The organism is Cedecea sp. P7760, assembly GCF_013386425.1.
Classification (GTDB): domain Bacteria; phylum Pseudomonadota; class Gammaproteobacteria; order Enterobacterales; family Enterobacteriaceae; genus Cedecea; species Cedecea selenatireducens.
Window position 1 is genome coordinate 44,131 of the sequence record NZ_JACARU010000052.1, and the last position, 26,970, is coordinate 71,100.

The 26,970-nt window shown below is 56.3% G+C and carries 19 protein-coding genes; all 19 read right to left on the reverse strand.

Annotated elements, in window-relative coordinates; all coding sequences use genetic code 11:
* Positions 1 to 83 precede the first annotated feature (83 nt).
* The 19 genes from HX778_RS17980 to tssB all read right to left on the reverse strand — a co-directional run bounded on the left by HX778_RS17980 (position 84) and on the right by tssB (position 26,553).
* Positions 84 to 1,316: a VasL domain-containing protein gene (locus HX778_RS17980; RefSeq protein ID WP_038472773.1), complete on the reverse strand. Its 1,233-nt coding sequence runs from the start codon at positions 1,314 to 1,316 to the stop codon at positions 84 to 86.
* Between the two features lie 53 nt (positions 1,317 to 1,369).
* Positions 1,370 to 1,825, reverse strand: a complete 456-nt coding sequence (gene tssE / locus HX778_RS17985; protein ID WP_038472776.1) for a type VI secretion system baseplate subunit TssE — start codon at positions 1,823 to 1,825, stop codon at positions 1,370 to 1,372.
* 2 nt (positions 1,826 to 1,827) lie between these two features.
* Positions 1,828 to 2,370, reverse strand: coding sequence for a type VI secretion system lipoprotein TssJ (tssJ, locus tag HX778_RS17990; RefSeq protein ID WP_038472779.1), 543 nt, complete (start codon positions 2,368 to 2,370; stop codon positions 1,828 to 1,830).
* Entirely contained in the window at positions 2,348 to 3,433 is a 1,086-nt protein-coding gene (gene tssG, locus HX778_RS17995; RefSeq protein WP_038472783.1) for a type VI secretion system baseplate subunit TssG, read from the reverse strand. The genes tssJ and tssG overlap by 23 nt, the downstream gene beginning before the upstream one ends.
* Positions 3,397 to 5,151 (reverse strand): type VI secretion system baseplate subunit TssF, encoded by a 1,755-nt coding sequence (tssF, locus tag HX778_RS18000; RefSeq protein ID WP_038472785.1) that lies wholly within the window; start codon positions 5,149 to 5,151, stop codon positions 3,397 to 3,399. Before tssF ends, tssG begins: the two co-directional genes overlap by 37 nt.
* A 45-nt stretch (positions 5,152 to 5,196) precedes the next feature.
* The gene (gene tssA / locus HX778_RS18005; RefSeq protein ID WP_038472787.1) at positions 5,197 to 6,798 is read right to left on the reverse strand and encodes a type VI secretion system protein TssA; all 1,602 of its coding nucleotides are present in this window, start codon (positions 6,796 to 6,798) and stop codon (positions 5,197 to 5,199) included.
* Complete coding sequence (locus tag HX778_RS18010; RefSeq protein ID WP_176982696.1) at positions 6,798 to 10,199, reverse strand: ImcF-related family protein; 3,402 nt, start codon at positions 10,197 to 10,199, stop codon at positions 6,798 to 6,800. The genes tssA and HX778_RS18010 overlap by 1 nt, the downstream gene beginning before the upstream one ends.
* Positions 10,196 to 11,635 (reverse strand): hypothetical protein, encoded by a 1,440-nt coding sequence (locus HX778_RS18015; RefSeq protein WP_038472793.1) that lies wholly within the window; start codon positions 11,633 to 11,635, stop codon positions 10,196 to 10,198. The genes HX778_RS18010 and HX778_RS18015 overlap by 4 nt, the downstream gene beginning before the upstream one ends.
* Positions 11,635 to 11,898 (reverse strand): PAAR domain-containing protein, encoded by a 264-nt coding sequence (locus HX778_RS18020; RefSeq protein WP_038472796.1) that lies wholly within the window; start codon positions 11,896 to 11,898, stop codon positions 11,635 to 11,637. The genes HX778_RS18015 and HX778_RS18020 overlap by 1 nt, the downstream gene beginning before the upstream one ends.
* Before the next feature lie 176 nt (positions 11,899 to 12,074).
* Entirely contained in the window at positions 12,075 to 14,036 is a 1,962-nt protein-coding gene (locus tag HX778_RS18025) for a DUF3274 domain-containing protein (protein WP_144244017.1), read from the reverse strand.
* Positions 13,999 to 14,775 (reverse strand): hypothetical protein, encoded by a 777-nt coding sequence (locus HX778_RS18030; protein ID WP_038472802.1) that lies wholly within the window; start codon positions 14,773 to 14,775, stop codon positions 13,999 to 14,001. Before HX778_RS18030 ends, HX778_RS18025 begins: the two co-directional genes overlap by 38 nt.
* 4 nt (positions 14,776 to 14,779) lie before the next feature.
* On the reverse strand, positions 14,780 to 17,275 hold the full coding sequence (locus HX778_RS18035; RefSeq protein WP_176982697.1) for a type VI secretion system Vgr family protein: 2,496 nt from the start codon (positions 17,273 to 17,275) through the stop codon (positions 14,780 to 14,782).
* The gene (gene tssH, locus HX778_RS18040) at positions 17,272 to 19,923 is read right to left on the reverse strand and encodes a type VI secretion system ATPase TssH (RefSeq protein ID WP_038472807.1); all 2,652 of its coding nucleotides are present in this window, start codon (positions 19,921 to 19,923) and stop codon (positions 17,272 to 17,274) included. The genes HX778_RS18035 and tssH overlap by 4 nt, the downstream gene beginning before the upstream one ends.
* Before the next feature lie 304 nt (positions 19,924 to 20,227).
* Positions 20,228 to 20,719 carry an Hcp family type VI secretion system effector gene (locus tag HX778_RS18045; RefSeq protein WP_038472810.1) on the reverse strand — a complete coding sequence of 164 codons (492 nt, stop codon included), beginning with the start codon at positions 20,717 to 20,719 and terminating at the stop codon, positions 20,228 to 20,230.
* Positions 20,720 to 20,722: 3 nt separating this feature from the next.
* Positions 20,723 to 22,435, reverse strand: coding sequence for an OmpA family protein (locus tag HX778_RS18050; protein WP_176982698.1), 1,713 nt, complete (start codon positions 22,433 to 22,435; stop codon positions 20,723 to 20,725).
* The gene (gene tssL / locus HX778_RS18055; protein WP_176982699.1) at positions 22,432 to 23,121 is read right to left on the reverse strand and encodes a type VI secretion system protein TssL, short form; all 690 of its coding nucleotides are present in this window, start codon (positions 23,119 to 23,121) and stop codon (positions 22,432 to 22,434) included. Before tssL ends, HX778_RS18050 begins: the two co-directional genes overlap by 4 nt.
* The gene (gene tssK / locus HX778_RS18060; protein ID WP_176982700.1) at positions 23,118 to 24,458 is read right to left on the reverse strand and encodes a type VI secretion system baseplate subunit TssK; all 1,341 of its coding nucleotides are present in this window, start codon (positions 24,456 to 24,458) and stop codon (positions 23,118 to 23,120) included. Before tssK ends, tssL begins: the two co-directional genes overlap by 4 nt.
* Positions 24,459 to 24,475: 17 nt before the next feature.
* On the reverse strand, positions 24,476 to 26,023 hold the full coding sequence (gene tssC / locus HX778_RS18065; RefSeq protein ID WP_038472822.1) for a type VI secretion system contractile sheath large subunit: 1,548 nt from the start codon (positions 26,021 to 26,023) through the stop codon (positions 24,476 to 24,478).
* A gap of 32 nt (positions 26,024 to 26,055) precedes the next feature.
* Entirely contained in the window at positions 26,056 to 26,553 is a 498-nt protein-coding gene (gene tssB / locus HX778_RS18070; protein WP_038472824.1) for a type VI secretion system contractile sheath small subunit, read from the reverse strand.
* Between the last annotated feature and the right edge of the window lie 417 nt (positions 26,554 to 26,970).

The following is a 26,970-nucleotide window of genomic DNA, read 5'->3' on the forward strand; positions in this document are numbered from 1 at the left end:
TAAAAACATTACGCGCCATGTCACAAATTTGCGTTAACGACGCTAAAGATATGACAAAAAGTTAAGTGGATCACAGGTTTGGCTTAGCGCTGCTCCGCCTGCTGCTTTATCAGCGCATAGCGGTTCAGCAACTGCCTGATTTGCATGTTGGTTTGCGTCAGCTGCGCGTCGGGTAGCGGCGTGCCTGCCGGGGACAGGCTCAGTGAATACAGGCGCTCTTCCAGAGGCGTGCTGCGTGAGAAATGTTGGGTGATGGTAAAGACCATAGATTTAAGCTCAGAGCCGGTCAGGTATTTGCCTTTACGTTCGTCCAGCGCGTTGAGCCGACGGGTCAGGTCGCTCAGGCCCGCCATGCCCTGATGCCAGCCTGAAAGCTGCTCAGGCGGCAAAGCGTTGCCGGTCAGGTAACGTGCCCATTGCGCCTTCAGGCCTTCAACCTGCTCCGGCCTGGCGCGCCCGGCCAGCTCATAGCCATAATCCTGCAGCAGCAACGGCGGCAGTCGGCCAAGCTCAACGAGAGATGCCTCACTTGCCGCCACCGGCAGCGGACTTGTCGGCTGCGGGTAAATTTTTTGCCAGCCCCAAAAGCCTGCACTCCCCACGGCCAGCATAACCAACATCCCTGCCGCAAAGCTTCGCCAGAGCGGCGCCGATGAAGGCTTAGGCACAAAGTTCACAACGCCGGGCGTGGCCGGGTCTTCACGTGCGACATAGATCAGCTGCTCGCTGCCGGAAGGTATTTGATTTTCCAGGATCGGAGAAGAAAAAGGCACGACAACGGCAGCGCCAGAGCCTGCGTCCATATTCTCCAACCTGATTGCAGCATTGTGCATAAAGGTGCAGAGCTCGCCCATCTGGCTGGCATTTTTTAGCTCCAGCTGCTGCAGCACATCGCGCAGCGTATTCAGGTGCTGTTCTGCCTGATAGACCAGCGGTAAATCAGCGTAATTAAGGGTGAGCGTGCGCAGCGTTGACTGTAGACGATGGCTAAACCCGGCCATAATTTCCATGCGGGCATGCACCGGCTGCGGCCACATAATGCCCCACTGCCGGCTCAGCAGAACTTCCATTATCGCCAGCCCTTCATTAAGGCCAGCCATGCCGGCAAGTCGCGTTCGGGCCAGCGTATACCAGCAAAGCGTTTGAAGCTCCACGCCATTCTGGCGAAACAGCGACAGGCTTAGCTGCTCTACAAGCGCCCAGTTCACATCCGGGCGCGCCGGATGGTTCAACTTAGCGAGCTCATCACGCAGGGAAGCATATTCCGGCAACGCGCGCGGGTCGCTGCCGGTTTTAATTTGATTAGCGTTATTCACGGAGATTTTCCGTCAGTTAGAGTGTGGGAGTAAGAATGAAGACGGTTAGCGTTTTAAATTCTGGTTTGGGTATCGAGATATTGCTGCTGTTTTAGATGGCGCAGCAAGACTCTGCCTTCGGGCATAAATTCGGTGCCGTATCGGACCAGGCCAAGGCCTTTAAGCTCGGCGTCAATCGCGTAACGCAGCTCGCCGGGCTGCGTTTGTTCGAGCAACAGCACGTTAATGCTCTTCAGGCGTGGTTCATATTTCAGCAATACGCTGCTCAGGGCGCCTTTCAACTGATGGGCCGTGCCCGGCATTCCCTGCAGGATTTTGGTCATGTCCGGCAGGCCGTAATCCGGCAGGTGCGCCAGCGTCCCGGCGCGGCAGTTGAGAATACGCTGCATGTTATCCAGCACGGAAAGAATGACCTGATTTTCTTCACTGACCTGATGCAGCGCGAGCTCCCCGGAGAAATTACCGAGCAGCATGTCATACAGCGACGGGGTGTGATGCGACTGTGGCATGGTTACTCCTTCACGGGGATCAGCGTCAGGCGGTTTTTCCCGGCTTCAATCACGCGGGGCTTATCCGGGTCCAGCGCCTCACGATCGAGGGTTAGCTTCCACGTTTCCTTCTCGCTATCCGGGGCGCGGAACAGCCCAACAACGGCGACAAAACGGGTATCTGCCTCCATCGGCATATCAAGGCTGACGTCCCCGCCCGGCTTGAGTACCACATCACGGCTGGCCAGCAGATCGGCGCCAAGCAGGCTTTCTCCGTCCTTTAGCAGCTGCTGATAGACCATTTTGTCGAAGGTTTTATTGTCTTTGAGCTGGTAAATACGCAGCAGCACCGGCGCCGAAAATGAGTGGTTTTCGCGTGCGTCGGTGTTCAGCTCTTCACGCGCGGTGAAATCCAGATGCAACACCTTAATCTTCTTATAGAACACTGAGGTGAAGGCCGATTTCGTGCCATCGCTGACGCTTTGCGTCAGGCCACAGCCCGCCAGGCTTAACGCTAACAGGGGCAGCAGCCAGCGTTGGGGCTTAATTAAACTTGTACGTAACACGTCGGTTTCCTTGTTGTATTCTCGCGGGCTGAAGGCCGCTGTAATAACCCAATTCCGTGGTAAAACGCTCGGGCAGATCGTCGGGGAGCCTTTCCTCTTCGGCGCCCAGCACACCGTTCATACCTAGCCAGAAAGGTCCCTCGCCCAGCGGGGGAGCCGCCAGCAGCCGGGTATCGGTGGTGAGGGTAATTTTGGCCTTAAACCGCCAGCCAAGATAAACCCGCAGCATCACCAGAAAGTCCTGATACAGCAGACCGTCCGGCTTCCAGCCCAGCGACTCCTGCGCGTTGTCCGTGAACAGGGCGATCAGCAGTTGGCTGTTGGCTTCCATCGCCTCATCCCCGAGCGGCATATTGCCATCCAGTAAAAAATCCCGATCGCCGTGAAAACCCAGCGGCTGGCTGATTTCCACCGGCCGCAGGCAGTACGGGCTGACCTGCACCGTGGTCTCCGGGGCCAGCAGGCTCACCAGCGCCTGTATCCCTTCCTGCGTTTTTCCCGGCTGACGTAATACGCCGAGCAAAGCCAGAAAGCGCGATACCGGCGTGGCGATATGGTTTGCCGTGCCGGGTATCCCCAGCCCGACCAGGCCCAGCAAGGACTGAGAGATACCGTCTGTTCCGCCAGGTTCAAAGGTGGCCGGGTAAGAATACTTTCGCCAGATGCGGTAAAACTGGGTCAGGATGCGATGGCTAAAAATATCCAGAAAGCCCTGCAGCGCCTCGTGCCCTTCCCGGCGCTGGGTGATGTCGTCGAGATACGCGGTCGGCAGCGGGGAATCCACCCCGTACATCCCCATAAAAGTGGTCCGGATACGCGGGGGCTGAGCGTCATCGTCTGCGTCGTATTCAACGGATTTCAGCTCGCTGGCCGGAAACCCCATTCCCGGATGAGGCGCAAAACGCACGGGATCGTCCGCCGGATGACTGGTCGATCCCAGCGGCGGTTTATCGTTGTGACGCTTTTCCAGCAACTGGCAGAAACGATAAAAGTTAATCCGCTGGAGACTGGCCTCCAGCCGGGGTGTCAGCCGGGAATACGGCGGCTGTGCTTCTCTTCCCATTCCAGGCGTTCTCCGGTTGGTTGCAGGATGATAATCAGGCGGTTAAACAGGTAGATATCGGTGTAAAGCGCGAAAAAGCGGCTCAGCATCTCGCCAAACAGGCAAACATCGCCTCGTCCGGCAAAGCCGTGACCGTCGAGGGTGACTTCAATCTGCACGCCGCGCACCAGGAACCCCTGCTCAAAGCGCTCGGTTTCGCCGTGCTTCACGTCAATGATGGCTTCCAGGCGACGGCGGTTCATTTCGCTGTCGGTCCATTCATACAGCGCCAGGGTACCGCGCAATACATCGGCGTTGTCCATCATCGACAGGAACCCGCTGCCGAGGTGGCTCAGCACGCGCCAGTGGAAACGGTCCTGCGCCGGGGGGTAACAAGGCAACGTCGGGGCGCAGAGATTACGTACCGTCATGCTGGTCGTGGGGGTTTTCACCGCCGTATCCAGCACGGTGCTTTGCAGCGCCCGCCGCGGCAGCTGCCCGTTAGTGCCGGTCAGCGTCAACGAAAGGCTTTCGTCTTCCGGCACGGTGTGGCTATCAAAGGCTTCACCGCCCAGGATCAGCCAGGTGTTATGCAGCCCGGACGGGCCACGCCGCACGCGGGTATGGTAGTAATATTCCGGGGCTTCGTGGCGCATCATGCCGCCTTTATGCCGGAAGCTGGAGAACGGGACATAAACATGCTGATTCGATGACATCACCGAATCCACGGCATAAATCTCGGTGTGACCATCCTGGACGCGCATCGGGCGCAGCATATACTCCGTTTGCAGGGAGTCCAGGGTCAGCGGGTCGGACTCCAGCGGGAACAGGTTAATCACCGGCACGCAGTTCAGACGCAGATGTTTTTCGTTAAAGCTGAAGTCATGCTCCCAGCGCTCGGCCAGTACCACGTCGATTTCAAACCACGGCAGCGCCGCCGGAAAATCGACGGTTTCCAGCCCTCGCAGGCCGGTAAACATGAATTTCTCGCGGAAGGTAAAGTACTCCAGCAGCAGTTGGTAACCACTGAAACTGCTGTTGCTCTTCGGCCACAGGGCGTCGTCATCGCCAAAGCCCTGGGCAGTGAAATGCCCGTCGAACGGCCTGCTGTCCACATCGCCGGGCATGCGCAGCCACATGCGGGCCACGTTCTGGGTAAAAGCTTCGTGCATAGCGCAGGCCAGAGGCGCATCGGCGTTGAAGTACAGCGCAAGAGCGCTGAGGTCGAGCTGGCTCCAGTCCGCCAGTTTGCCACAGCTAAAGCGCAGGGTGACCACCGAGCGCCCCTCAGCGTTGGTTGCCAGCCGGACATGCTCCAGCGCCAGCGGCTGAAGGTGGATCTCCCGGGTGGTGGTGTACCGGCAGCGCGTGCCTTTGTCGCCGATCGGCCGGGAGTTAACCTCGAAACCTTTGACGATGCGCATCGGCTCTTTCATTTCGAGCCAGTCCGGGGTGAATTCCACCACCGACATCGACGGAATGGTACGCAGATAATGCGGCCACAGCAGGCTAACCAGCCCTTCGGTCAGCTCCGGCAGGTCGTCATCAAGCTTTTCACGCAGCCGCCCCATCATGAAGGCAAAGCCTTCAAACAGGCGTTCCACATACGGGTCGCGCGCGCCCGCTTTATCGAGATTAAGCATCGCCGCCTGGTCAGGATGAGCGCGGGCAAATTCTTCACCGGCTTCCAGCAGGTAGCGCATTTCAGCGTCGTAATAACGCAGGGTTAAATCGTCCATAAATACCTGATTATTTTTTGTTTTAGTGGCGGCTGTAACAGGCAATTACCCGCACAGTACCGCGCTGCTGGCCGGGTCGATGGCAATCAGACCGGCCAGCAGCTGGTCCATCTCCGACTGGAGCCGTGATTTGTCGGTTTCGCTTCGTGAGGCTTTCATGCGTAGCAGCCTGAGACGCCGTGATTTGACTTCAAACAGCAACGACGGCGTCCACTGCGTGAGGGTGATGGTCCGCGCGAGGCTGTCCAGCTCCCCCAGCAGGTGCAGGGCCAGCTCATTCTTGCCCTTCTGCTCCGCCACCCGTGCCATCAGCAGGCGCAGCAGCCATTTATCTTTAGCTGAGCCCACGCCCGGGCGTCCCTGGAGCCACTGGAACGTTGCATCAAGGCCTTCGCGGTCCGCCTTCTCCAGCGCTTCCGGTTCAAGGGCCAGAATGTCGTTCTCAGCCATGCCAACGGGACTTTTTGACTCGTCGTGCCAGCCGGACAGGTCGTCCAGCACCCGCGTATTAATCCAGTTGAGCGTCACCTCATCGGCAAACGGCGTGCCGTCATTAAACGCCAGCGTTTCAAGCCCGGTGAGACGCCGGAGAAACCCTTTCAAATCCGCAATGATGACGTCGGCGGTCACGTCCTGCCCCAGCTTCATCAACGCTTCGTGGATGTACCATTGCAGGTCAAACCACAGGTGGTTGGCACCGCGTGAAAAGGCGCTGTCCGCCTGCTCAAGGATTTCTGACCAGCTCTGCTGCAGATACAGGCGTTTTAGCATGGCCCGCTGGTCGGCACGCGGGGGTTCGATACGCGTTTTCCCCTCTGCGTCCGGGGCCGGGATCTCTCGCAGGGTGTCATGGCGCAAACTCTTCATCAGCCGATGCGCCGCCAGCCAGCCATCAGGCTGTTCGCGAAGGTAGCTCGTCAGCGTTCGGGCCTGGGCCAGCAAATCCTGCCCCGAGGTGATGCGGGTCAGCGTCGGTGCCTGGCTGTCAGGCGATCCTGAGAGATGAGAAGGTTGCGTTGCGTCACTGGCATTTTGTGGTACCACGGCATCCACGCCGCCGGCCTTCACCAGACGAGACTCCAGCGCGCTATAAAGGGCGTTCAGATCCGGCCATGACGCCTCCGGCTCTGCTTCCAGACCGTCACGAATGAGGAGCAACGCTCCAACGGTGCGTTGTGCATCGTCGCGCGTCACTTCCGGATAAAGCGACAGGCTGGCAAGCACCCGAGAACCAGCCAGCCATTCCAGCGAAGCCTTTCGGCTACGATCTCGCTGCGGGTGAAGCTGAGTGCCGAAGCGTTGCAGCATGCCTGCCAGCAGTTCAAGCCCTTCGGCAAAGCCTGCTTCTCCGTCCTGATGCAAACGTGCCCAGCAATAGTAGGTGGCAACCCGGATATCTTTGGCGGTGGTGGTCAGTAGTTTTTCCGCGAGCTGGCAAATCAGGCCGGTATCGATGCCGGAAAGCTGGTTAACTTCTTCCCGGACACGCTGAAAATCATCGTCATAGCCGGGATCCTCCCCCGTGGGGCATGCATCACTTATTGGGATAAGCCACTGCCCCCAGTTTTCCGTGCGGGCTTGCGCCTGCTGACGCAGTAAAGTTTCATCCGCCAGGCAGGCAGAGACGAGATTCTGTAGTGAGCTCATTATTCCGTTCCATCCATGTCATCATCTCCTGCTCCGGGAGTCAGGGCCTGAGCCGTGGCCACGCTGTCGACGCTAAAGATCCGATCCGGCAGCGTGAAACCTCGCAGCGCCAGCAGCGTCAGCGGCCCCTTACCCAGCTGCGAGCGCAGCACCCATTGCAGCGTTCGCCCGTCCGGGGCGGTAAAACTCATCATCCACTCGCTGCTATCCAGCTGTTGCCGTTTGCCCTCTTCCAGCCAGCGGATGAACCCCCAGGTCCCGCTGTAATCGCCAAACAGCCGTGCCCCGGCGCTGGTTGAGGTCCAGGTCAGCTGGGTGCCTGGTTTATACGTTACCCCCGGCCAGCGGAAGGCCTGCCAGTCGGCCATCTGGTTGAAATAATGCAGTTTTTGCCCGTCAATAGTGAGTTGCGTTTCCACCACCTGCGGCGCAGGCCGGGCCTGCAGTTCAAAGCTGATGCCCTGGCCGCCGTCGGTAAACAGAATGTCCGACAGCTGGCTCAGCTGGTTAACCGCCTGGAGAAAGGCCGGATTAAAGGTCAGCCCCTGGCCGTGCATCTTGTCTGGTACCCACTGGCTGCCTTCTTTATGCAGCACGCCGTTCAGCTCCGTGGTGAGGAAGCGTTCTATACGCCCGCTGTCCTTACGCACAAATTCAGCCAGCATCGGCAACGAAGCTTCACTTTTGCTGATGGTAAACGGATAGCGACCGTTGAACGCCGTGTGCCAGTTGGCGGCCACCGAGCGACGCCACTTGTCATTGAGGCTCGCGGCCGACGGCTGGAGCACGGTTTCCCAGGCCTGCGTCAGCGGCTGCACAAACATCGTATGACCAAAGCTGCTCCACTCTTCCCCAAGGCTGGCCGCCACAAGGCCACCGTACTGCTGAGTGTCCGTCAGATCGATGCTTTTGCCCTGGAAGACGGTCTGCGCCAGGGTTTGCATCATCTCCTGCGGGTCAGACGCGCTGGCTACCTGCTGCAAACGCAGCCGCACGCGAGTGATGCGGGTCAGGTACGTTTGCAGGCTCAGCGAACTGTCTGCAGACATCACGTTGCTGGCCTTGTTTTTCCCCATCATCGTCAATAACGGCCCAAAGGTGTCATCGAGAGGCCCCTGAGGGCCTGCCGCCGTCTGGTCAATCACCGGTTTGTCCTTGTTGCTGACCAGCTCTTTTGCAGATTTGATGATCGACTCAGAAAACTTTTCGGCTTTCTGGCCGGTCTCACCCTGCCAGGCCAGCGTGTTCATCAGGGCAATCAGCGGAGACTGGCGCACATCGCTCATGAGCGTCAGCTGGTCGGTCACATCGGCAATGTTACTGGCCGGATTAAGCCGTAAACTGTTGAGAAAGTTCAGCCAGCTGCCGGCAAAATCGGTGAAGTAACGCTCGGTCAGACGCGCCTTAAGCGCCTCTGGCGAAATCTCGCCAGACACGCTTTGTTGGCTGTCGCTCAGCACCCAGTCAATCTCTTCCCGGCGAGAGTTAGCCGCCTTCGCAATCGCCTGTTGAATACCGCCCTCCCACGCCTGGCGGGTGAACATCCCCGGCACCACTTCATCCGTGGTAAACAGGCGGCGGGCATCGGTGCCGCTGGTCATGTCTTCCAGGGAGACATCCGCAAAGTTACGCCGCACGGATTTGAGCATGTTTTCATACAGCGTGCTTTCCGCGTTGCGGCGGCCAATCTGCTGCAGCAGCACCTGCCGGCTCTGGCTGACGAGCTGTGCGTCTGGCGTAATTTTCCACTGAGGCTGGTTTGGTAGCCCGGTGATATAGAACGCCCACAGGTCCGGGGATAAACTTTGCCACAGCCCCGGGGATATCCCTGCGCGCGTGGGCTGTACGCTCTGCATGGTCTGCGAGTAGAACGCGCCATCGGTTTTATCCGGGCGCGACATCATCAGCCAGGCTTTCAGCTGGTCATAACCGGGTTTCGCCAGCTGTGCACGCCTGTCGCTGTTGGGCGCCGAGTTAGCCAGCGCGGCGAGTTTTTGCATCAGGGCCTCGTTGGCCGGGTCACGAATCAGGCGGTTGTTCGCCACACCGTACCAGGGCAGCATCGCATTCAGCAGCTGCTGCCCGTGGTCAAGCCCAAAGCGTTGGTACCACGGCGAACCGTCCTGGACATGATGCTGCAGGCGACCGGCGTCGTTACGCAGATCGTGCAGGGCGGTGAGCTGCCGGTCAGAGACGGCGCGATTTTTAACAAGATCGTGTGATTTGCCGGCGACAGAAGAAATCTGCCCGTAGTTCAGCGCAAAGGAAAGCAGCAGCCCGGCGGCCCAAAATCCCACCACGACCATGATGCCTATAGCCAGCGTTTGCTCCCAGGCCATACCCACCCGGCGGCCCCGGACGCGGGTACAGTCCGCCGTAATGCCCTGCCAGATGGCAGGCAGCGTCAGGGCATGGCGCTGTGATTCCGGGATGAACTTCTCCGCACCAGTATGCGTCGCCGCTACGGCGTTTTGTGCTGATTTGCCTGGCGGGAGGCTGAACATCACGCCCCGCAGGGGGATACGTGATTGCGAGGCATACAGCCACGGCGTCAGTAGCTCAACCCAGCGGCGGATGCCGCCCTCTTTCAGGTGCTGGCTCAGCCGCAACAGAAAATCGTGGCTGTTATTTTCGATGACCTGGCTAACGCCCTGCGTCGTGAGGCGTGGCAACAGGTTTTCCATCTGACGAACGACATCATCCGGATTTGCGCGGAGCGGGAAACTTGCCCCGACTGCCTGCTCCGTGCGCTTTGCCTGCGACCAGGCGCTGTCGCACAGCTGCCATAGCCAGACTGGTGCGGAATAACGCAGCAGTTCACTGATTTTTTCCAGGCCGCGCAGGTCTGTATCACTTATCTGCGGCGTGAGTTCTGACGAGTGCGGTAGCACGCGAATAATGCCGTCCAGCGGGCGGCCACGGCGCAGTTTGCGCAGCGCGGTATATTTTTCCTTGCCGGGCTCAGCAGTCAGACTACCGCCGTAAATCAGTACGGTACGGTTACCTTCGAGCCATTGATTTTTCTGCAGGCCGGGAACCAGCTGTTCAATCGCGGCTTCGTCGCCGGTGATGAGCAGCAGGCGGACTTTATGGCGCCAGAGGAAGGTGTATCGCGCGCGGAGATGGTTACGCAATTCATGATAGTTACAGGTAATTGTTTCTTTATCGGCATTATCCAGGTGACCATCGGCCGGGGCAACAGGAGTGTTATGATTTTTCCCTGAGAGCAGAAAGAAAAGTATCGTGACCAGTAATCCTGTTAAAAAAACCACGCCAACAACGGAGTTCCAGGATCTATTTTCAGCCGGTGGCGATTCTGTCTGAGAAAATACAAAAAGAAGAATGATTGCAATAGCAACAACAAGCAGCACAACACCCAGGCTGTGCAATATCTTTTTCATACCGGTGATTCCTTTCCGGACTGACTTGCAGCCTTTCTGAATTGTGAGCGCTGCAGGTGTGCAATGACATATCGCAGTAAAAAAGCGACACCGGGCAGAGTCACTGCGAGGGACAATATCAGAACCATCACCCCGCTCCATGAATGCGCAACAACAGGTGAAAATTTAAGCATCAGAGAATAAAGGCCAGCGTTAAAGAGCAATGCCAGCATCAGTGATCCAAGCGGGAAAGGGGATGAAAGCGGGTTAATATCAGCACTTGCTACCGGTGAGCTTTTCCCCAAAACGATTGCCCATGCTGCATCTTCATCTTCACAAAGTAGCAATTGGCTTTCAGAGTGGTAACTCGCCATTTCCGCTGCGGCAGCAGTCATGGCCCAACCAGTCAACCCCCTATAAGCAGCAAACTTTTGGTCATAATCAATAATCCCACCGGTTCCAATATCGTCTTCAAGTGGAAATGAAAGCTCGTTTAATACTTTCCCGGCTATCTGTCGGGGCACATTAGCAAGGCCGCTATGCCAAACGACATACTTATTTTTTACTGGCTGTTGCCCCATTGTCTTTAAATCTGCCAGCTCAGACTTCAGGGATGCTGTATTCAGCGACATAGCCCGGAACAAACGTATTTCTTTGTGAGATTTTGCAGAATGCAATAAAGCCTGAGGCATCAACAGTAATGCACTTACAAACTCAGGCAGTAATTCCTCAGGCTGGCGATAATGCAGGGCCAGAACCAGAACAGGGATACGGCTGGTTACGACATTTTTATTCCAGTCGTCAAACGGTAACCCTGCGGATAAAACGTGAATATCTGCATTCCAGGGCAAACTCGCGGCAGCCCAGAGCTGATTAAAGGATTGTAACTCCTCAGACTTATCGGCCCCAGACGACTGAACCAGCACCCTTAAATTCCCTGAAGAATATTGTCTCAATAAAGGCTGTTTTAATTCATTCAGCATCACCTGGCATAATTGTTCAAAACGTATAATTCCAGGCGTAATTGGCTTATCTGGCAGAAGATTTAAAAACATTTTTTCATTATCATTATCTTGTCCAACTCCCGCGATGCGGGTCAGTTGCTGAGGGTCGGCAGACTGGAAAAGATGGTGGGCAATAAATAGATGCTGATGCGCTCTTTTTCGCCACAGAATATTCATATTTCGACGCCATGTATTCCAGTTCCAGACGACGACAGACTGAATCTCCCACCACAGGCTATAAAATGTAATTGTTACTGCAATTCCTGTAAATGTTGTCACCGTCAGCGGCAGCCAATATCCACTGGACAGTGATGGCAGTTCACCTGAAGGTGGGTTTAAGACGACATAAAATAGAGCAAAGAACACACCGGTGAATATGATGAACAGACACACCCAGGGAGACCAGCAACGAGCCGGTTCTTTAGCCGCGACATTCGGTAGTAACCATCCCATCAATCAATTTCCATATCCTGAAAACCTGCAATAACAATTGATCCGCACAATGTTTTACAGCCATGGACGACAATTCCACGGCCATTTTCTTCATAGGCTGAAATATCACACTCAATAATTTTATTTATTCCATGTTCTGGGCAGGTGACCGAGTCATTTAATAAGGCTACATTCTTCCCTGAAATGTCGAAACTGGATGAGGCGGAGGAGACTTTTCCACCGTGTGAGGTGGCATCACCCAACACCACCACGAATTTTCCCATTGTTAACTCCTTGGATAACGCGACTGGTACAGGAAGCTATTTTGTCTTTCAACAGACGAACACTAACGACGCCAAAAGAAAAGCGAACACGGTGCACTCTATTGATTCACATGATTCTTAAAAAATTATTTCCCGCTAATAAATCGGCTGATAAGACAACAGGTTTATATTCAGCATCAGGGATGCCTGCCCCGGTTGTCCATTGCCCGGATTTCCGCCATCTCTTCAGGACTGATGCCTCCTGCACTCTCCGCATCAACTTCCGCTGGCCGGCTATATTGCGGATGAACACCGGTACGGAAATAGCTGTCGCTCTGTTGCCAGTCAGCCATCCGGCGCAACTGCGCCAGGAAGCTCTTATCATTTGAACTGTCGCAGAGCCCTATTGGTAAATCATAAGCCACGACTCGGCTCATGAATTGAGGATTAGAAGGCAAGGAGCTGTGATCGCTGGGCTGGGAGACAAACGTCCGTAACCGCGCCTCTTTCTCTTCCTGGGTTTCACGTCTGCGATTCATACGCTCATCTTTGCTGGCCGGGCTCCAGTCCATGCCGTCAGTTTCACTCTTCCACTGCTCCGGATACAGCGAGGCGTAGTAAGGAAAGGTATCGTCATGCCAGATTTTCTTTCCCTTGGAATTTGTAGAGTATTGCCCCCAACCGTAGCCCTCCTGTTCTATATTTGTCTTGTTCTTTTCCTGTAATCCGACACGGGTAGCATCAAAACCGGAAAGTTCATGAGCGGTAATAGGTTCAGGTACCTTTTCACCATTGATATACAGCGTCTGATTGAGTGGCGGGTTATCGTATACGCCAAACTGACCGCCATCATCCCAGAAAGGTGAACCAGATGGGAGCAGGCGTCCGAAAGGGGTGTCCTGGCGGGGGTTATCGCCGCAGGGTGTTTCCCGCGCCAGCATCCGCTGAAATAAATGCCCTTTATTATTCACCAGCAACTCCGGCATTTTCCCTTCCGGTGTGTTTGGCAGCCCCTGCCAGCCAATGCTGAGCAGCGCACTCATCCCCATCACCCGATCGTGCGGGTTGCAGTAAATCCAGGTGCGCCCGTGATTATCCCGTTCAGGTATCCCGTTATCAGCCATGCCCGTAGGTTTCCAGCTGCGCTTATCTGCATCGGCACCCACAACCATCCGGCCATAGTCAGCCTCGGCGAGGTGGCTCGCCTGCTGAGCGACTTTTTTTACAATTGTCTCCAGCGTCTGGTGCCGTGCCTGAGTTGAGATACATTCAGCAAACGGGTAGGAGAAGCGATCCACCTTTTTGTGCTCCATCGCATACGGCGAGTTCATCACAAACAGAGCATCAGGCGCTTTATCCGCCAGCAACGTTGCAGCCATGGCAATCATCGTGCCCTGGCTATGAGAAATCAGCGTCACGGTATCTTTCGGATAGGTGCTACGGATAGTATTCAGCAAATCTGCCAGTCGGCGAGCGGCATGCGCGTAGTAATGCCGGGCGGGTGCTTTTGCCAGCAGGCGATCCAGTTCACTGTTCACAAACTGTACGCTAAACGGGATGGGTGACTGCCTGACCCACTTATTAAATCCTTCATCACTCCACAGAGAAACCAGCTGGTTGCAGCCGTTTTGAAACGGACCGCCGCCCCAGTACCACGGGCCTTTCGCCGCAAGCGTACTCTGCGGAAGCTTTTTATATTTTTTCAGATTGTGATAATCCTCGCCTGCCAGATTACGCAGCGGAACCTGATAGTCATCTTCCGTTCCCGGTTTTGCGGTGTAACCCCAGTAGAAACGGATCACCGGTGAACGACTTGAATCAGAGTCGATAATACCCCGGCCTAAAACTGCATCGGCTTTATAAATATTTTTTGCCAACCACTCTTTTTGAGGTAAATTTAATCGCTTATTTAAACCGATACATAAATTTTCCTCTGCGATATCATACCATTCCCCCTCAGAGTTAACGCCGTGGACAAAGATAATTAATCCAGGCAGTTGAACAGGATGATAGCAGGCTGAGCGCACCTTAATATTTTTGTGCGAGCACATGCCACGCCAGGATGGTTTGCCATTATCATCATAATGCACGGGAGCGTCACGCAGAGGCTCGGATTGTTGATTACTCATACTTAGGTACCTCCGTGGCATCAACTGCATAAACCTGATCAGGCGACACCCTGACGCTTACAGGTTTTATTGTATTATCACAAGTAAACCGGGTCGTTCTTAAAGGGGTTTGAACAAGAGGCCATGCATCTCCTTCTGCTGATTTAGGACCATCTTCCGATATATCGAAGGAATTTGTATTTGTCACAGGCAAGGTAAATAATAAATTTTGCGCACCTGGAGACTTTAAATACAAAGCAGAGTTCGTAACAAGAATAGTTTTCCTCAACCCTGATTCGTAATCCGCCCCAACATTAATCAGCCCATATTTACCACCAATTTCATAAGCAAAAAAAACCCCACTATGGGTATCTCGATCACTCATGCGAGGAAACCTTTCAATATATGCAACAACATTATCAGATGCAGCATAAATAAAATCCCCCTTCCATGACATTAGTGGATTCGCACTTAAGATAGCGTTACTGTCTGAGCCACCGCCTACGTACTTTTTAATTTTGTTTTTTGTGTCATTGTAATAGGCAAGACCACCATGATCGCAGTCTTTATAGTTTTCCAGGGTAAAGAACCGATGATCGTCAATGCGATAAATAACCTGCGGCGGTACATCAAAAACATAATAGTTAAAATCATGCCCGACGCCTTTGGCCACCATCGCACCCGACGCAGCCCCAAACGCAGCTCCCGATGTGGTGACACACCCCGACAGAGAACCACAAGCAAGTAACAACCCTATAAAACCAGCCAGCCACCATATTAACTTTTTCATACCCTCACTCTCCCTTCAGAAGTTCAAACGTGACATCATCCATCGATATCCCTTTCAACAATTGAGTCTTGCCCTGTGCATCGGTTACCCCATCCTGCACAGTTCCATCTGGCAGCCTGAGCCTGAAATGTTGCCCTGATATTGGCTCACCACTAATGGGATGAAGCAATGCAAAACTTTCATCAAACGTTGATGGCTCAAACGACTTCATCACACCCTGCATACTGCCGGTACCTGCCTTCTTTATTCCCGTGTTCTTAACCAGCAACTTACCCGGGCCGCCTATCTCAATATTCCCACCCTTAATTTTGATATAGCCGCCCCCGCAGATCAGCGTCAGCTCATCCTGTGCCGTCACCACCAGTTTCTTCCCGCTCGAGATATGCGTGTCCTGCGTGGACCAGGTGGTGATATTTCCCCCCTGCGCCTGAATATCTATATCGTTATGCGAGCTGAACAACTTCGCCCCTTCCCGGCTGTACAGGCTGAGCTGCTTCCCCGCCGACAGGGTGACGTTCTTTTGTGCCCCCACATCCAGCTGTCTGCCCGCCGTCAGCATCAGATTGTCACCCGCCGACAGTTGCATGTCCTCGCCACTCACCAGGGCCATGCCTTTCGGCGCACTGCCCAGGATGACTTCTGCCTGCAGCTGTTCGATGTTCTCCTTCAGGAGCTTTTGCTGCCGGCTGACATCGGCCGCCAGCGCCCGGGCCTGCTGTGCGCTGGCCGCCAGGGATTCCATTTCAACTAACGCCGCGGACAACCGCGCGAGCGCCGCCCCCATCTCCAGCACATCCCCCTGCGCCTTCGCCTGCCCGTCGGCCGAGATGAAGATGCCCTTCTGCGCCCGGATGGCGCCCCAGCTGTCCGTCCGGAGCTCAAAGCCCTCACCGCGTTGTTGCTGCTCGCTGTCGACGAGATGGCCGAGGTTCAGCTGGCTCTTGCCGCCGTATTCGGTGGAGACCTTGATGTGCTCCTTGCCGCGCTCGTCGTCGAGGCGGATTTTGTTGTTCGCCGGTGTGCGCAGGACGTTACGTTTGTAGTTGCGGATGGTGACGTGGTCGCCGTGGGCCGAGTCGTGCAGTACGCCGGCGATGTAGGGCCTGTCCGGGTTGCCGGCCTCAAAACCAATCGCCACTTCGGTGCCTGCCAGCAGCGGCAGGTGCAGGCCGTAGGTGTCCCCGGCATACGGCCGGGCCTGGCGCACCCACAGGCTTTCAAAGCCGGTTTCCCAGCCGTCGCGGTCAAACAGCATGTTGACCCGGTAACGGCCGTCTTTGTCGATATGCCCGTAGGTATCGTTTTCGGTGGTACTGGTGACGCGGGCGGGCAGCGTGCCCGCCATCACCGGCCGGTCGCCGGGCTCCGGGCGGAAGCCAAAGTCCGTGCTGTCCGGGATGCCGTCAAAATGCACCACAAAATCCCGGTCACGCCGGGCATGGCTGGTCATTCTGGTGATGACCACGCCCTGCACAAACACCGCCGCGACTTCATCCCCGCCGGTGACTTTCAGCACCTGGCCCGGGGAGAGCGTCGGGCAGGTGGTCGTGGCCCGGGTCTGCGTCTGCCCGTTCAGGTAGCGTTCATGCCGCAGCCGGGCGTAATACGCGCCCGATTCCGGGGCCGGATTGTGGTCATAAGCGCTGCCCGGCGTCAGGTAGTTGTCGGCGTAGTGATACGCCTCACCGTAGGTGGTGGTATCTCCCCGGGTCACGTCCACCTGCGTGTTCATGTCCTCCGCCGCCTGGCGGTAATTGTAATCGCGGGTGCTGACCTGCTTTGGCACCACACTGTGGTGGCACGTCATCTCCCACACCGAGTCCGCCCCTTTCGCATGCTGCCCGGAAGGCGGCACCGACGGCAAAGTCAGGCCTTTCTCATAGCCCTGCTGGCCGTCATAAAACTCCACCACGTCGATGTTGAGCCGCGTGTCGGTGGTGAAGCGGAACCAGATGCCAACTTCACCCAACAGGCGGGTGATGAAGCGCAGGTCGTCCTCGCCGTACTGCATCACCTGCTCGCGACGCGGGTATTCTTTTGAGAGTGAAAACACGAAGTCCTGGCCGCGCATACCGTGGCGCTCGCGCAGGATTTTTTCCACAATCTGCGGCACCGACATATCCTGGTAAATAGCGTTCTGCCGGGAGCGGTCGAGCAGCGCCAGCCGGGGCTGCAGCGTCAGGGCGTAGAGGCTCTCGTCGGCAGAGGTGCTGAGGCGTTCAAAGCCCGTCACCAGCCCCTGGATCACCCGCACCGGCTGCTGCATTTTAATGCCGTAACCCTGGTCGACCGGCGCCTGCAGCGTCAGCGAGGCGGCCTTCAGCAACATCATCTCTTTGCCAACGGCATGGTCGGCGCAGGTGAACTCTATCCGGTAACTGAACGGCTTGTTGAGGGCTTCATCGCCCTGAAAGGCCAGCACGTCGAGGGCGGGCTCACAGCCCTTCACCGCCAGCAGATGGTGGTTATGGCTGAAATCTATCGGGGGATTATTGCTCATACGTGCTCTCCTTGGGTACGGTCAAATTCCAGCCCGATCCCCTCATCCTCCGTCCAGCTTAGCGTCAGCGTCCGGGGCTTCTGTCGGGCTGCCATATGCATCAGCAATTGTTGACTCAGCACCGGTAAAATCTGCTGATTGAGCAGGCTGTCGACGTTGCGGGCCCCGCTATCCGGCAGCAGGCAGGCGGCGGTCAGCGCGTCGTACAGATTTCCTTCGATATGGGTCGACAGGCCGTAATGACGTTGCAGGCGCTGGCTGACCTGGGCGAGTTTCATTTCCACGATGGTGCGCATTGCGGCAGAGGCCAGCGGCCGGTAAATCACGGTCTGGAAGCGGGCCAGCAGCGCGGGCTGGAAGTGGTCGCGCAGGATCGGGCGCAGCAGTTCGTGCAAATCGCCTTCCGTTGCCTCTGGCTGTTCCTCCAGCAGCTGCATGATAGGGTCGCTGCCGAGGTTAGAAGTCATCAGAATAACCGTGTTACGGAAGTCAATTTCCCGCCCTTCGCCGTCGCGCATAAAACCCCGGTCGAAGACCTGATAGAACAGGTTCATCACCTCGCGGTGGGCTTTTTCAACTTCATCCAGCAGCACAATGCTGTATGGACGTTTGCGGACGGCTTCGGTGAGGATCCCGCCCTGTCCGTAGCCGACGTAGCCCGGAGGTGAGCCTTTCAACTGGGAAACAGTGTGCGGCTCCTGGTACTCCGACAGGTTGATGGTGATGAGTGACTTCTCGCCGCCGTACAGCGCATCGGCGAGCGCCAGCGCGGTTTCGGTTTTGCCCACTCCGCTCGGGCCAACCAGCAGGAACACGCCCTGCGGGCCGTTTTCAGACGTCAGCCCGGTTTTCGCGGCGCGAAGGCGCTGAGCAAGCGCGTTAAGCGCAACTTCCTGCCCTACAACCCGCTTACCAATGGCATTCTCCAGCGTCAGAAGCTCCGCCTGCTCATCTTTCATCAATGAAGACAGCGGCACGCCGGTCCAGTCGGCAATCACGTTAGCCACGGTGCGAGTTTCTACGTCAATCTGTACCAGCGCGTCCCCCTGCTGCATCGCCGCCAGCTGGCGCTGCAGGTCGACAAGCTCCGCCTGACGGCTGATGTCCTGGCGGCATTCCATCACCTGCTGCGCAAGGGACTTCTCCAGTTCAAAGCGACCTTCCAGCGCCTCAAGCGTGCTTTCCAGCTTGTTGCTCTGAGTATCAATCCGTTCAATCCGCTCGCCGGGCAGATGGCAGCCGGTGGCGATGTCTTCAAGCAGCGCCTGTTCTTCAAGCTCCAGCGCGGTGAGCTGCGCTTTCAGGACCACAATCTCTTCAGGCAGCGTATCCAGACTCATGCGTACACGCGCCGCCGCGGTGTCCAGCAGGTCGACGGCCTTGTCCGGCAACTGGCGGCCCGTAAGATAACGACGTGACAGTGTAACTGCGGCGCGCACGGCGTCATCGGTAATATGCACGCCGTGATGCTCCGCGTAGCGTGACTTCAGGCCTCGCAGCATCAGGCAGGCGGTTTCATCGTCCGGCTCGTCCACTTTTACCATCTGGAAGCGGCGCTCCAGCGCGGCATCGCGTTCGAAATACTGTTTGTACTCAGACCAGGTGGTGGCCGCGATGGTGCGCAGTTCGCCACGGGCCAGTGCCGGTTTCAGCAGGTTGGCCGCATCAGCTCCGCCAGCCTGATTACCCGCCCCAATAATCGTATGGGCTTCGTCGATAAACAGCAGCACCGGGTCAGGCGACTGCTGCACCGCCTCAATAATGTTTTTCAGGCGTTGCTCAAACTCGCCCTTCACGCCGGCTCCCGCCTGCAAAAGCCCCAGGTCGAGGGTACGCAAGGTGACAGGCTGGAGGCTGACAGGGACGTTACCTTCGGCAATACGTAGCGCCAGGCCTTCTACCAGCGCGGTTTTCCCCACGCCGGGTTCACCCACCAGGATCGGGTTGTTCTTACGCCTGCGGGAAAGGATATCCACCATCTGGCGGATTTCCGTGTCACGACCAAAAACCGGATCGATTTTCCCTTCACGCGCTTTGGCCGTAACGTCGAGAGTGAATTTATCCAGCGCGTTTTGCAGCGCCGGATCCAGGTCACCTTCTTTCGTCGCCCCCACCGGGCGGCCAATAAACTCAACTTCACTGCCGTGAGCGTGTGCCAGCTCAGCTTCCTGCTGCGCTTCCGGGCGTTCGTCAGACTGCGCGTCGAGCAGCGGACGCAGGCGCTCCAGCTGGCCCTGCCCGAGCGTCAAAAACGGCCACAGGCCGTCACAGCGCAGCAGGTTCTGTTTATCCACCAGCGCCATCATCAGGTGTACGCTCCGGATGTGTTCTTCCCCGGCAAGCGAAGCAATCAGCCACGCCTCCTGCAGCAGTTTCTGAACGCTGTCTGAAAGCTGAGGACGGCCGCGCACGGAACGCGGCAGTGCATCCAGCCATGCCAAAAGATCCTGCCAGACCGAGTCCATATTCCATTCGTAGCGGCGCGCCAGCACCGTCAGGTCACCTTCACCCTGCTCCAGCAGCTTCAGCAGCCAGTGCTCCGGCAGAATTTCCGCATGGGCGCGGGTCTGGCACAGAGAAGCCGCCCCTTCCATCGCACGGGCGCAGTAAGGGTTAAGACGACGCAGCAGGATGGCTGGATTTTCCATGTTGTATTCTCTCCTGAATGGGGCCTGGACACGCTACCGCCCCTCGCTGTTTCCTGTTGTACAGGAGACCAAAGCGCACAAGGTCGGGCGGGCAGATTGTGGGTTTCTTTGCTCAACGCCCGCCACGCAGACGTTCAGCAAAATAGAAAAGCGGGCAGAATGGGCTGCCCGTCGGGCCGTTGCTCTAAAGAGTTCGCGTTGAAGCAAGGCGGCAAGCGAGTGCAGCCCCGGGAGCTTACTGAAGTAAGTGACCGGGGTGCATGAACGCAGCCAACGCCGCTACAGCGCGAAATATGACGAGCAATTACGCGGTGGCGCGTTCGTTCCAGCTATCGGAATGAATGATGTTGCCGTCTTTGTAGGTCCAGGTGATTTTTTCGTAGCGCAGCTCTACGCGCTCAAGATGGTTGTGTTTTTCTTTCGACGGATCTTTGACGTCGTACATTTCAGGATTGACCTTCACCACCTTCACGTTTTCCAGTTTGGTGTTGAAGTACTCCACTTCCTGGCCTGCGTCGTTGATTTTGTACCACTTGAATTCAGCCGATTTCAGGGTCTGGCCGGTGGTCACCGCCTTGTACAGGTACGGGCTGGAGGAATCGATTTCCTTGGTGAACATGAACGGCGTGTGAATACGGGTGCCGGTCAGCTTGCCGGTATTGTTGTCCGTAGGGATGTACAGGTTATGTTCCTGCGCCACAATTTCGATGCTGCCTTCGCGGTTCTCAACGTCAACAGACCCTTTGATGTCCGCGCCGCCGTCGTCTTTCAGCCAAAGATAAACAGGGATTGCCATGGTTTACTTCTCCTTTTCATTGTGTAGAACGCCATCATCCTGCGATGACGCTGGGATTTCGCCCGGTAACAAGCAGGCGTTGGCCTGCGGTACCAGACTGATTTCGACACGACGGTTAAGCGCGCGGCCTTCCGGCGTGTCATTGTTTGCAATGGGGCGGCTCTGGCCATAGCCCTGCACCGCAAAACAACTTTCCGGCACGTCGCCGGTGTCGTGCATCCAGTCGCGTACCGCTTCTGCACGCTTCAGGGACAATGTTTGGTTCAGCCGGGGGTTGCCGGTGTTATCCGTGTGCCCGGCGACCACAATCAGCCAGCCCGGCTTCGCTTTGATCCCCACAAGGGAATTGACCAGCAGCTTGGTAGAGCCCGTTTTCAGCGCGGCTTTTCCGGAGTCAAACAGCGACATGCTGTCGAGGCGTACGGTTTTAGGTGCCTGTTTTAACTTAGGCTGTGGTTTAGGTGGCGGAGCGGGCACGTACGAGCGGATAGCCTCCAGCAGAGGCATACGCAGGCGCTCCCCCTGATATAACCCCAGGCTCATCCGGGCAGGAATACCGTTACGGGCCCAGTCGTCCAGCTGTTCGGCATCTTCACGCAGAACCGCGACAGCCTCGGCCTTCGGGCCGTAATCCTTCATCGGGATACGGTCATAACGGGCAATATCAAAACTCACGCGGTGCAATAGCTGGGCATTGTTCCAGCCGCTGCTGAGCAACGCCGTCATCGCCGCCAGCGTGAAGATCCCGAGTGCGCATCGCCAGGCTCGGCCTCGCGCCGTCAGCCCTTTTCCCTCAGGTAACAGCGGCAGAACAAAATCCGGGAGCGGCGAAATCACCGTGCTGTCCGTGCCGACAGGCTGCCAGCCAGAGACCTGATGCATCGCGGTGTGTCGGGACAGCCACGTCGTCCAGAGCGAGGATGCGAGACTCCCGGCAAGAATCGGGCCCATTCCCCAAAGCACAGCGATGGGCGCAATGGCCGGCATATCGGGATTTTCATCCATAAATACGGCTTTGACGTGCAGCTGATACCAGCTCATAAAGCTGTTCATCAGTACCTGCTGCTGCATGGCCATCGCGCCACCCGTGGTCACCCACGCGGCAATCGAACAGGGCGAGGAAGATTCACGCCAGACGCGCACTCCTTCGCCGGGAATCGCCGCCTGCCAGAGCATGTCGTTCACCATCGCGCTGCCTGTCTGGCCATTCAACACCAGCGGCACGGCATGACCTGTTTCTTTGCGCAGCTGGCTTATTTGCCAGCGCAGGGCCAGCAGATGGCTGGTCAGGGCTTCCGCATCAGCGTGTTTCTGCGGGCAAACGCTGACCATAATCGACAGCTGACGCCCCCAGTCAGGGCGCTGCTGTAGCACCAGGCGAACCACCTGTTGAAGATCCTGATGCTCTGCAACTCTTATCCAGCAGCCCTGCGTGACGGTCAACACCGGTGAAGAACGCGGCCAGGCCAGCGGCAGGTCGCCACAAACCAGTACCACGGGCTGGCGGTATGTGGCTTCCGGCAGGTCATCCAGGCACAGCGAGATATCTTGCTCAGCACGGCGACTCACGACGTACCACACCGCCGTAATCATCCCCAGGATTACCAGAAGGATGAGTACGGAAAACGCGCCGGAAACAGGCAGAAAGCCCAGGCAGACCACAAGGCTCAGCATCGCGGCCCACAGCGCTAAACCTCGCTGCTGCGCTGGGCTCATTTCACGACCTCAGGCAATAGGGTTAACAATGTCCGATCGAGCCAGAGATCCAGTCCCCACCACAGGGCTGCGACGGCAAACACGCTTAGGCCAATACGCACAGGCCACGATGCCAGCCAGCCGCCCATGGCTCGACCTGCAGGGCTTTCGGCCAGTACAGGATGAGTCTGTGGATAGCTGAACGGAAGGACATGTTCACTGAGATCCTGCAAGAGCTGCTGGCGCGCAGGATCGTTCAGCGAACGGAAACTGCCGAGAAACCCAAGCATCATGATCCGCTGGAAGCAGGTCACCACGGCATTGTTGGGTTCGGGCTGGCGCAAAACATCGCGCATCCGGTCACACAACGTGTCACCGGCGTCCATGGTGCCGAGAAAGTGCCCCAGCAGGGGAATGTGATACCACTGCACGCAGGCGTCGTCCTCCGCGCTGCGCCCTTTTACCGTTTCATCCAGCAACGCACACTGCGCGGTGAGGATAAGCAGACAGCTGGCTTCATCGAGATCGTTCGCTTTCAGCTCGCGCTGCACGCGTTCTACATCAGCAATACAGCGTTCCCACAGTTTTTTGCCATCGCCATCCTGGAATGTCGGGCCGTGCCGCAGGCTAATAACCTGCAGCCAGGTATTCTGCAGCAGCGCATCGATATCAATGCCCGCGGCGTTACCGCGTTTATGCTCATTCATGTTCTCAGTACCGCAAAGAGTTCAAGTTCAGGCTCACCGAGCATTCCCGGGACGTAAAACATGCAGGTGCCGCTTTGAAGCATTTCCGCCCCCAGCGCGTGGGAGACATCGAGGCTGAAATACTGGTTTTCCAGGCGAAGCGGAATGGCGGCGGGGACATGGCGCAGCGGCGTCAATGGCACCCCCACTCTGGACGAATTAACGATGCCCCGAACGTGATCCGGACTGCCCACCTTGCACTGCCGTGGGAACTGCTCCTGCAGCTGCGCCACCGGCATCGGCGAACGTACAGAAAGGTAGTAATCCGCGCCTTCGCGCAGCCGGGGGTCATGCAGACGGGCCTGCCAGAAGTGCAGCCGGGGATCGTATTCAAGTTCAATGGACACCACCCTGGACGGCAGGCTGGCCTCCAGCAGGTCCCCTAACAATTCAAACAACGGCGGAAAAACGGCATTCAACCGATCATGTTGATAAGCCGGGATCGCGCTGGCCTGGTGCTCCAGAGAGAATGTCAGCAGGCTGCCTGCCAGGCGGGCAAGCTCAGGATACAAACGCTCAGGCGGGCTTTGCAGGCTACGCTCGAACTGCCCCAGCACCGGCTGCGCGCTGTTCAGAGCGTTAAGCAGCCAGAAAAGCGAGACGTCGGCCACGGCAAAATCCGCCATCCGCTCATTGCTTTCACGGCGCATGGCCATCAGGCGGGCCAGCCTGGCGCGCAACTGCGTCATCAGCTGTTCTAACTGGGTGACCAGCCAGCGGCTGCTCTGTACCGCCAGCAGCGGAGGAAGATAAGTCTCGTCCACACGCCAGGCGCCCTGAGAGTCCCGCTGCAAACGTGCGATCGGGCAGGTCAAATAGTCACTGTTGTCCTGCCCGGCAAAACGCAGCGTTAATTCCGGCTGCATCACCGCAATCTGGCGAGTGTCGTCCCCGAAGGTATTTCGGACATCCCGCCAGCGTTGACGAAAACGCACCGGACGCTCGGCCACTTCATCAGGCTTCAGGCAGTTGCCACCGTTGGCCCTCAGCAGCGGGAGCGCCAGAACCACCACCGCGTCCTGAGAGACATCCTCAAGCGAAATCGCCGGAGGCAGCGCGTCGGCGTTATCCGTATCAATCAGCGTCCCGTCCTGGAAACGGATATGCAGATGGCGGGCCTGAAGCCGGCCCAGCTTTAGCAAATCAGGTTCGAAAGCGGCGCTAATCATTCCCCACGGGTGGGACAGGCCCAACTGGGCGATACATTCAGCGGACCAGGCCGCATAGGCGACCTGTTGCTGGAAGTGCTGGGGAGAGACCATCTGGCCCCTGCCCCATAACGGTTGTTCCGTTTTCATCGGCTTCCTGCCTTACGTTACGCTTTCGCCTTCGGCATCTGGGAAACCAGAGACAGATTGACGTCCATTCCTTCCACCTGGAAGTGCGGCACGGCGTACAGCTTGACGCGGAAAAAGCCCGGATTGTCTTCGATGTCTTCTACCGTCACTTTGGCATCACGCAGCGGGTGGGAAGCCTGCAGTTCGTCGCCCGGATCGGTCATTTCAGTGACCAGACTGCGAACCCAGGTGTTCAGCTCCAGCTCAAGCAAGCGGCGATCTTTGGTGGTGCCGATGTTTTCACGCTGAATAAGCTTCAGGTAATGCGCAATGCGGGAGAGCAGGAAGATGTACGGCAGACGGGCGTTGATCCGGCTGTTCGCTGTCGCATCGGCGGTATCGTAAAGCGCCGGTTTCTGCGTGGAGTTTGCGGAGAAGAAGCACGCGTAATCGCGGTTTTTGTAGTAGGAAAGCGGAATAAAGCCCAGGTTGGCGAATTCGAATTCACGCGTTTCCGGGATCATCACCTCGGACGGGATTTTCACCTGGTTGCCGGTGCCGAGATCGTACAGGTGAATCGGCAGGTCCTGAACCGCACCGCCCGCCTGTGGGCCACGAATTTGCACGCACCAGCCGTTGTTGATAAAGCTGCGCACCATGTTGGAGGCAAAGGCAAACGACGCGTTATTCCACAGGTATTTATCGTGATCCGGGCCCTTCACCTCTTCCACGTAGTTGAAGCTGCGTACCGGCACCGTGTCCGGCCCGTAAGGCAAACGCCCCAGCACGCGTGGCATCACCAGCCCGATGTAGCGGGAATCATCGGTATCACGGAAGGATTTCCACTTGATGTACTCGGCGCGATCGAAATAGTTGCCAATGTCTTTGATGGCGGCCACCTCTTCCATCGAGTCTTTCAGGAAGAATTTTGGGCCAGCAGAGCCAATAAACGGCATATGCGCCGCCGCAGAAACTTTCGAGATATTACGCAGCAGGGCGACATCCTGGGCGGAGGCGTCGAACTCATAAGCGGAAATCAGCGCACCAATCGGTTCTCCGCCCGGCGTGTCGTACTCTGCCACGTATGTCTGCAGGTACAGTCCGCTCTGAATGATTTCAGGTGCATCTTCAAAGTCCTGACGCAGATCCTCCTTGGACAGGTCCAGAAGTTCAATTTTAACGTTCTGACGGAAGTCGGTTTTATCCACCAGCGATTTCAGGCCGCGCCACAAAGACTCAACCGTCTGGAATTCTTCGTGATGCATCACGGCGTCCAGCTGGCGGCTGATCTGATAATCCAGGTCGGCGATGTGGTGGTCAATCAGCGTTTTATCGAGCTTCTCAACTTTTGAACCTGCTTTGCTCAGGCATTCCAGAAAGACCTGCATTCCGGCGGTCAGTCGTTCATCAGCGGTGGCATCTGACATCGCCTGACTGTCCTGCCAGATATCCAGCGCGCTTAATTCAGAAACCGGGCTGAGATTAATTTTTTCAAACAGCGAGGCATAAACACTCTCTGCCCCCTGGCGTTCAAGAACGATACTCTCACTACCGGCGTTGTTTTCATTTTGTACAGACATCAGCATTCCTCAATTAATCCATTAAATATCGTGACGACTTATGCCTGTTTTGGCGCAAGGGCAGACAGTTCCGCGCGGAGTTCGGCGCTCAGCGCCGGATTAATTAGAATTTTTTCCAGTTCTTTCCGGAAAGACTGGTTATCAAGAAGGTTAGCTTTGAGATCGCGAAGTAAATTACGCATCGCCAGCATGGCTTTCAATTGAGGTATTTGGCGAGCAACCTCTTCTGGCGTGAAGTCTTTCATATCGCGGAATACAAGACTGACATTCTCTTCGCTGCCGTCGGCAGCAAGCGTATTCACTACGGTAAGATTAACTTTTGGGGAATATTCAGAAAGAACACTGTTAAAATTATTTTTATTAACGTCTGTCTTTACTCGCTCAGATAAAATCGCAGTTTCGGCTCCGTGGCTGAAATCACCAGTAACCAGGAGCTTTAGCGGCAGTTCTGTTTTTTTCTGCGCTCCCCCCGTGTGTAAATCCAGTTTTAAATTGATACGTGCTTTGGGCACCTCGCCCTGGAAACTGTCAGCCATCTTCTCATCCCTCTGTTATCGCTGCATGGTATTTTTGGCGCTACATTACACCGCGCAGAATAATAGAACAATGCACAAAGTTAGATCAATTTTTTATGGAAATTAAAAACGCACAATTATTTATAGGAATTTTCCATAAGAAAGCGCCAGTCTGTCAGAATAAACTTAACGGGGAAGGTAAATAACTTAACTCTTGCGTGAGACACCGAATTAAAAACTGTCGGAAATGATAAATTATAATATTTATATAAAAAGAGGAATAAAATTGATGTACATCAAAGCGGAAATACAACCAGATGAAAAGATTAACAAAATCCAACACACCAGGGCGATGAATAAGTCTTAATTTAACCCAACACATTCATCTGCATTATCAAATGGGACAAAAGCAAAAGCAGAATCAACATATACAGCCAT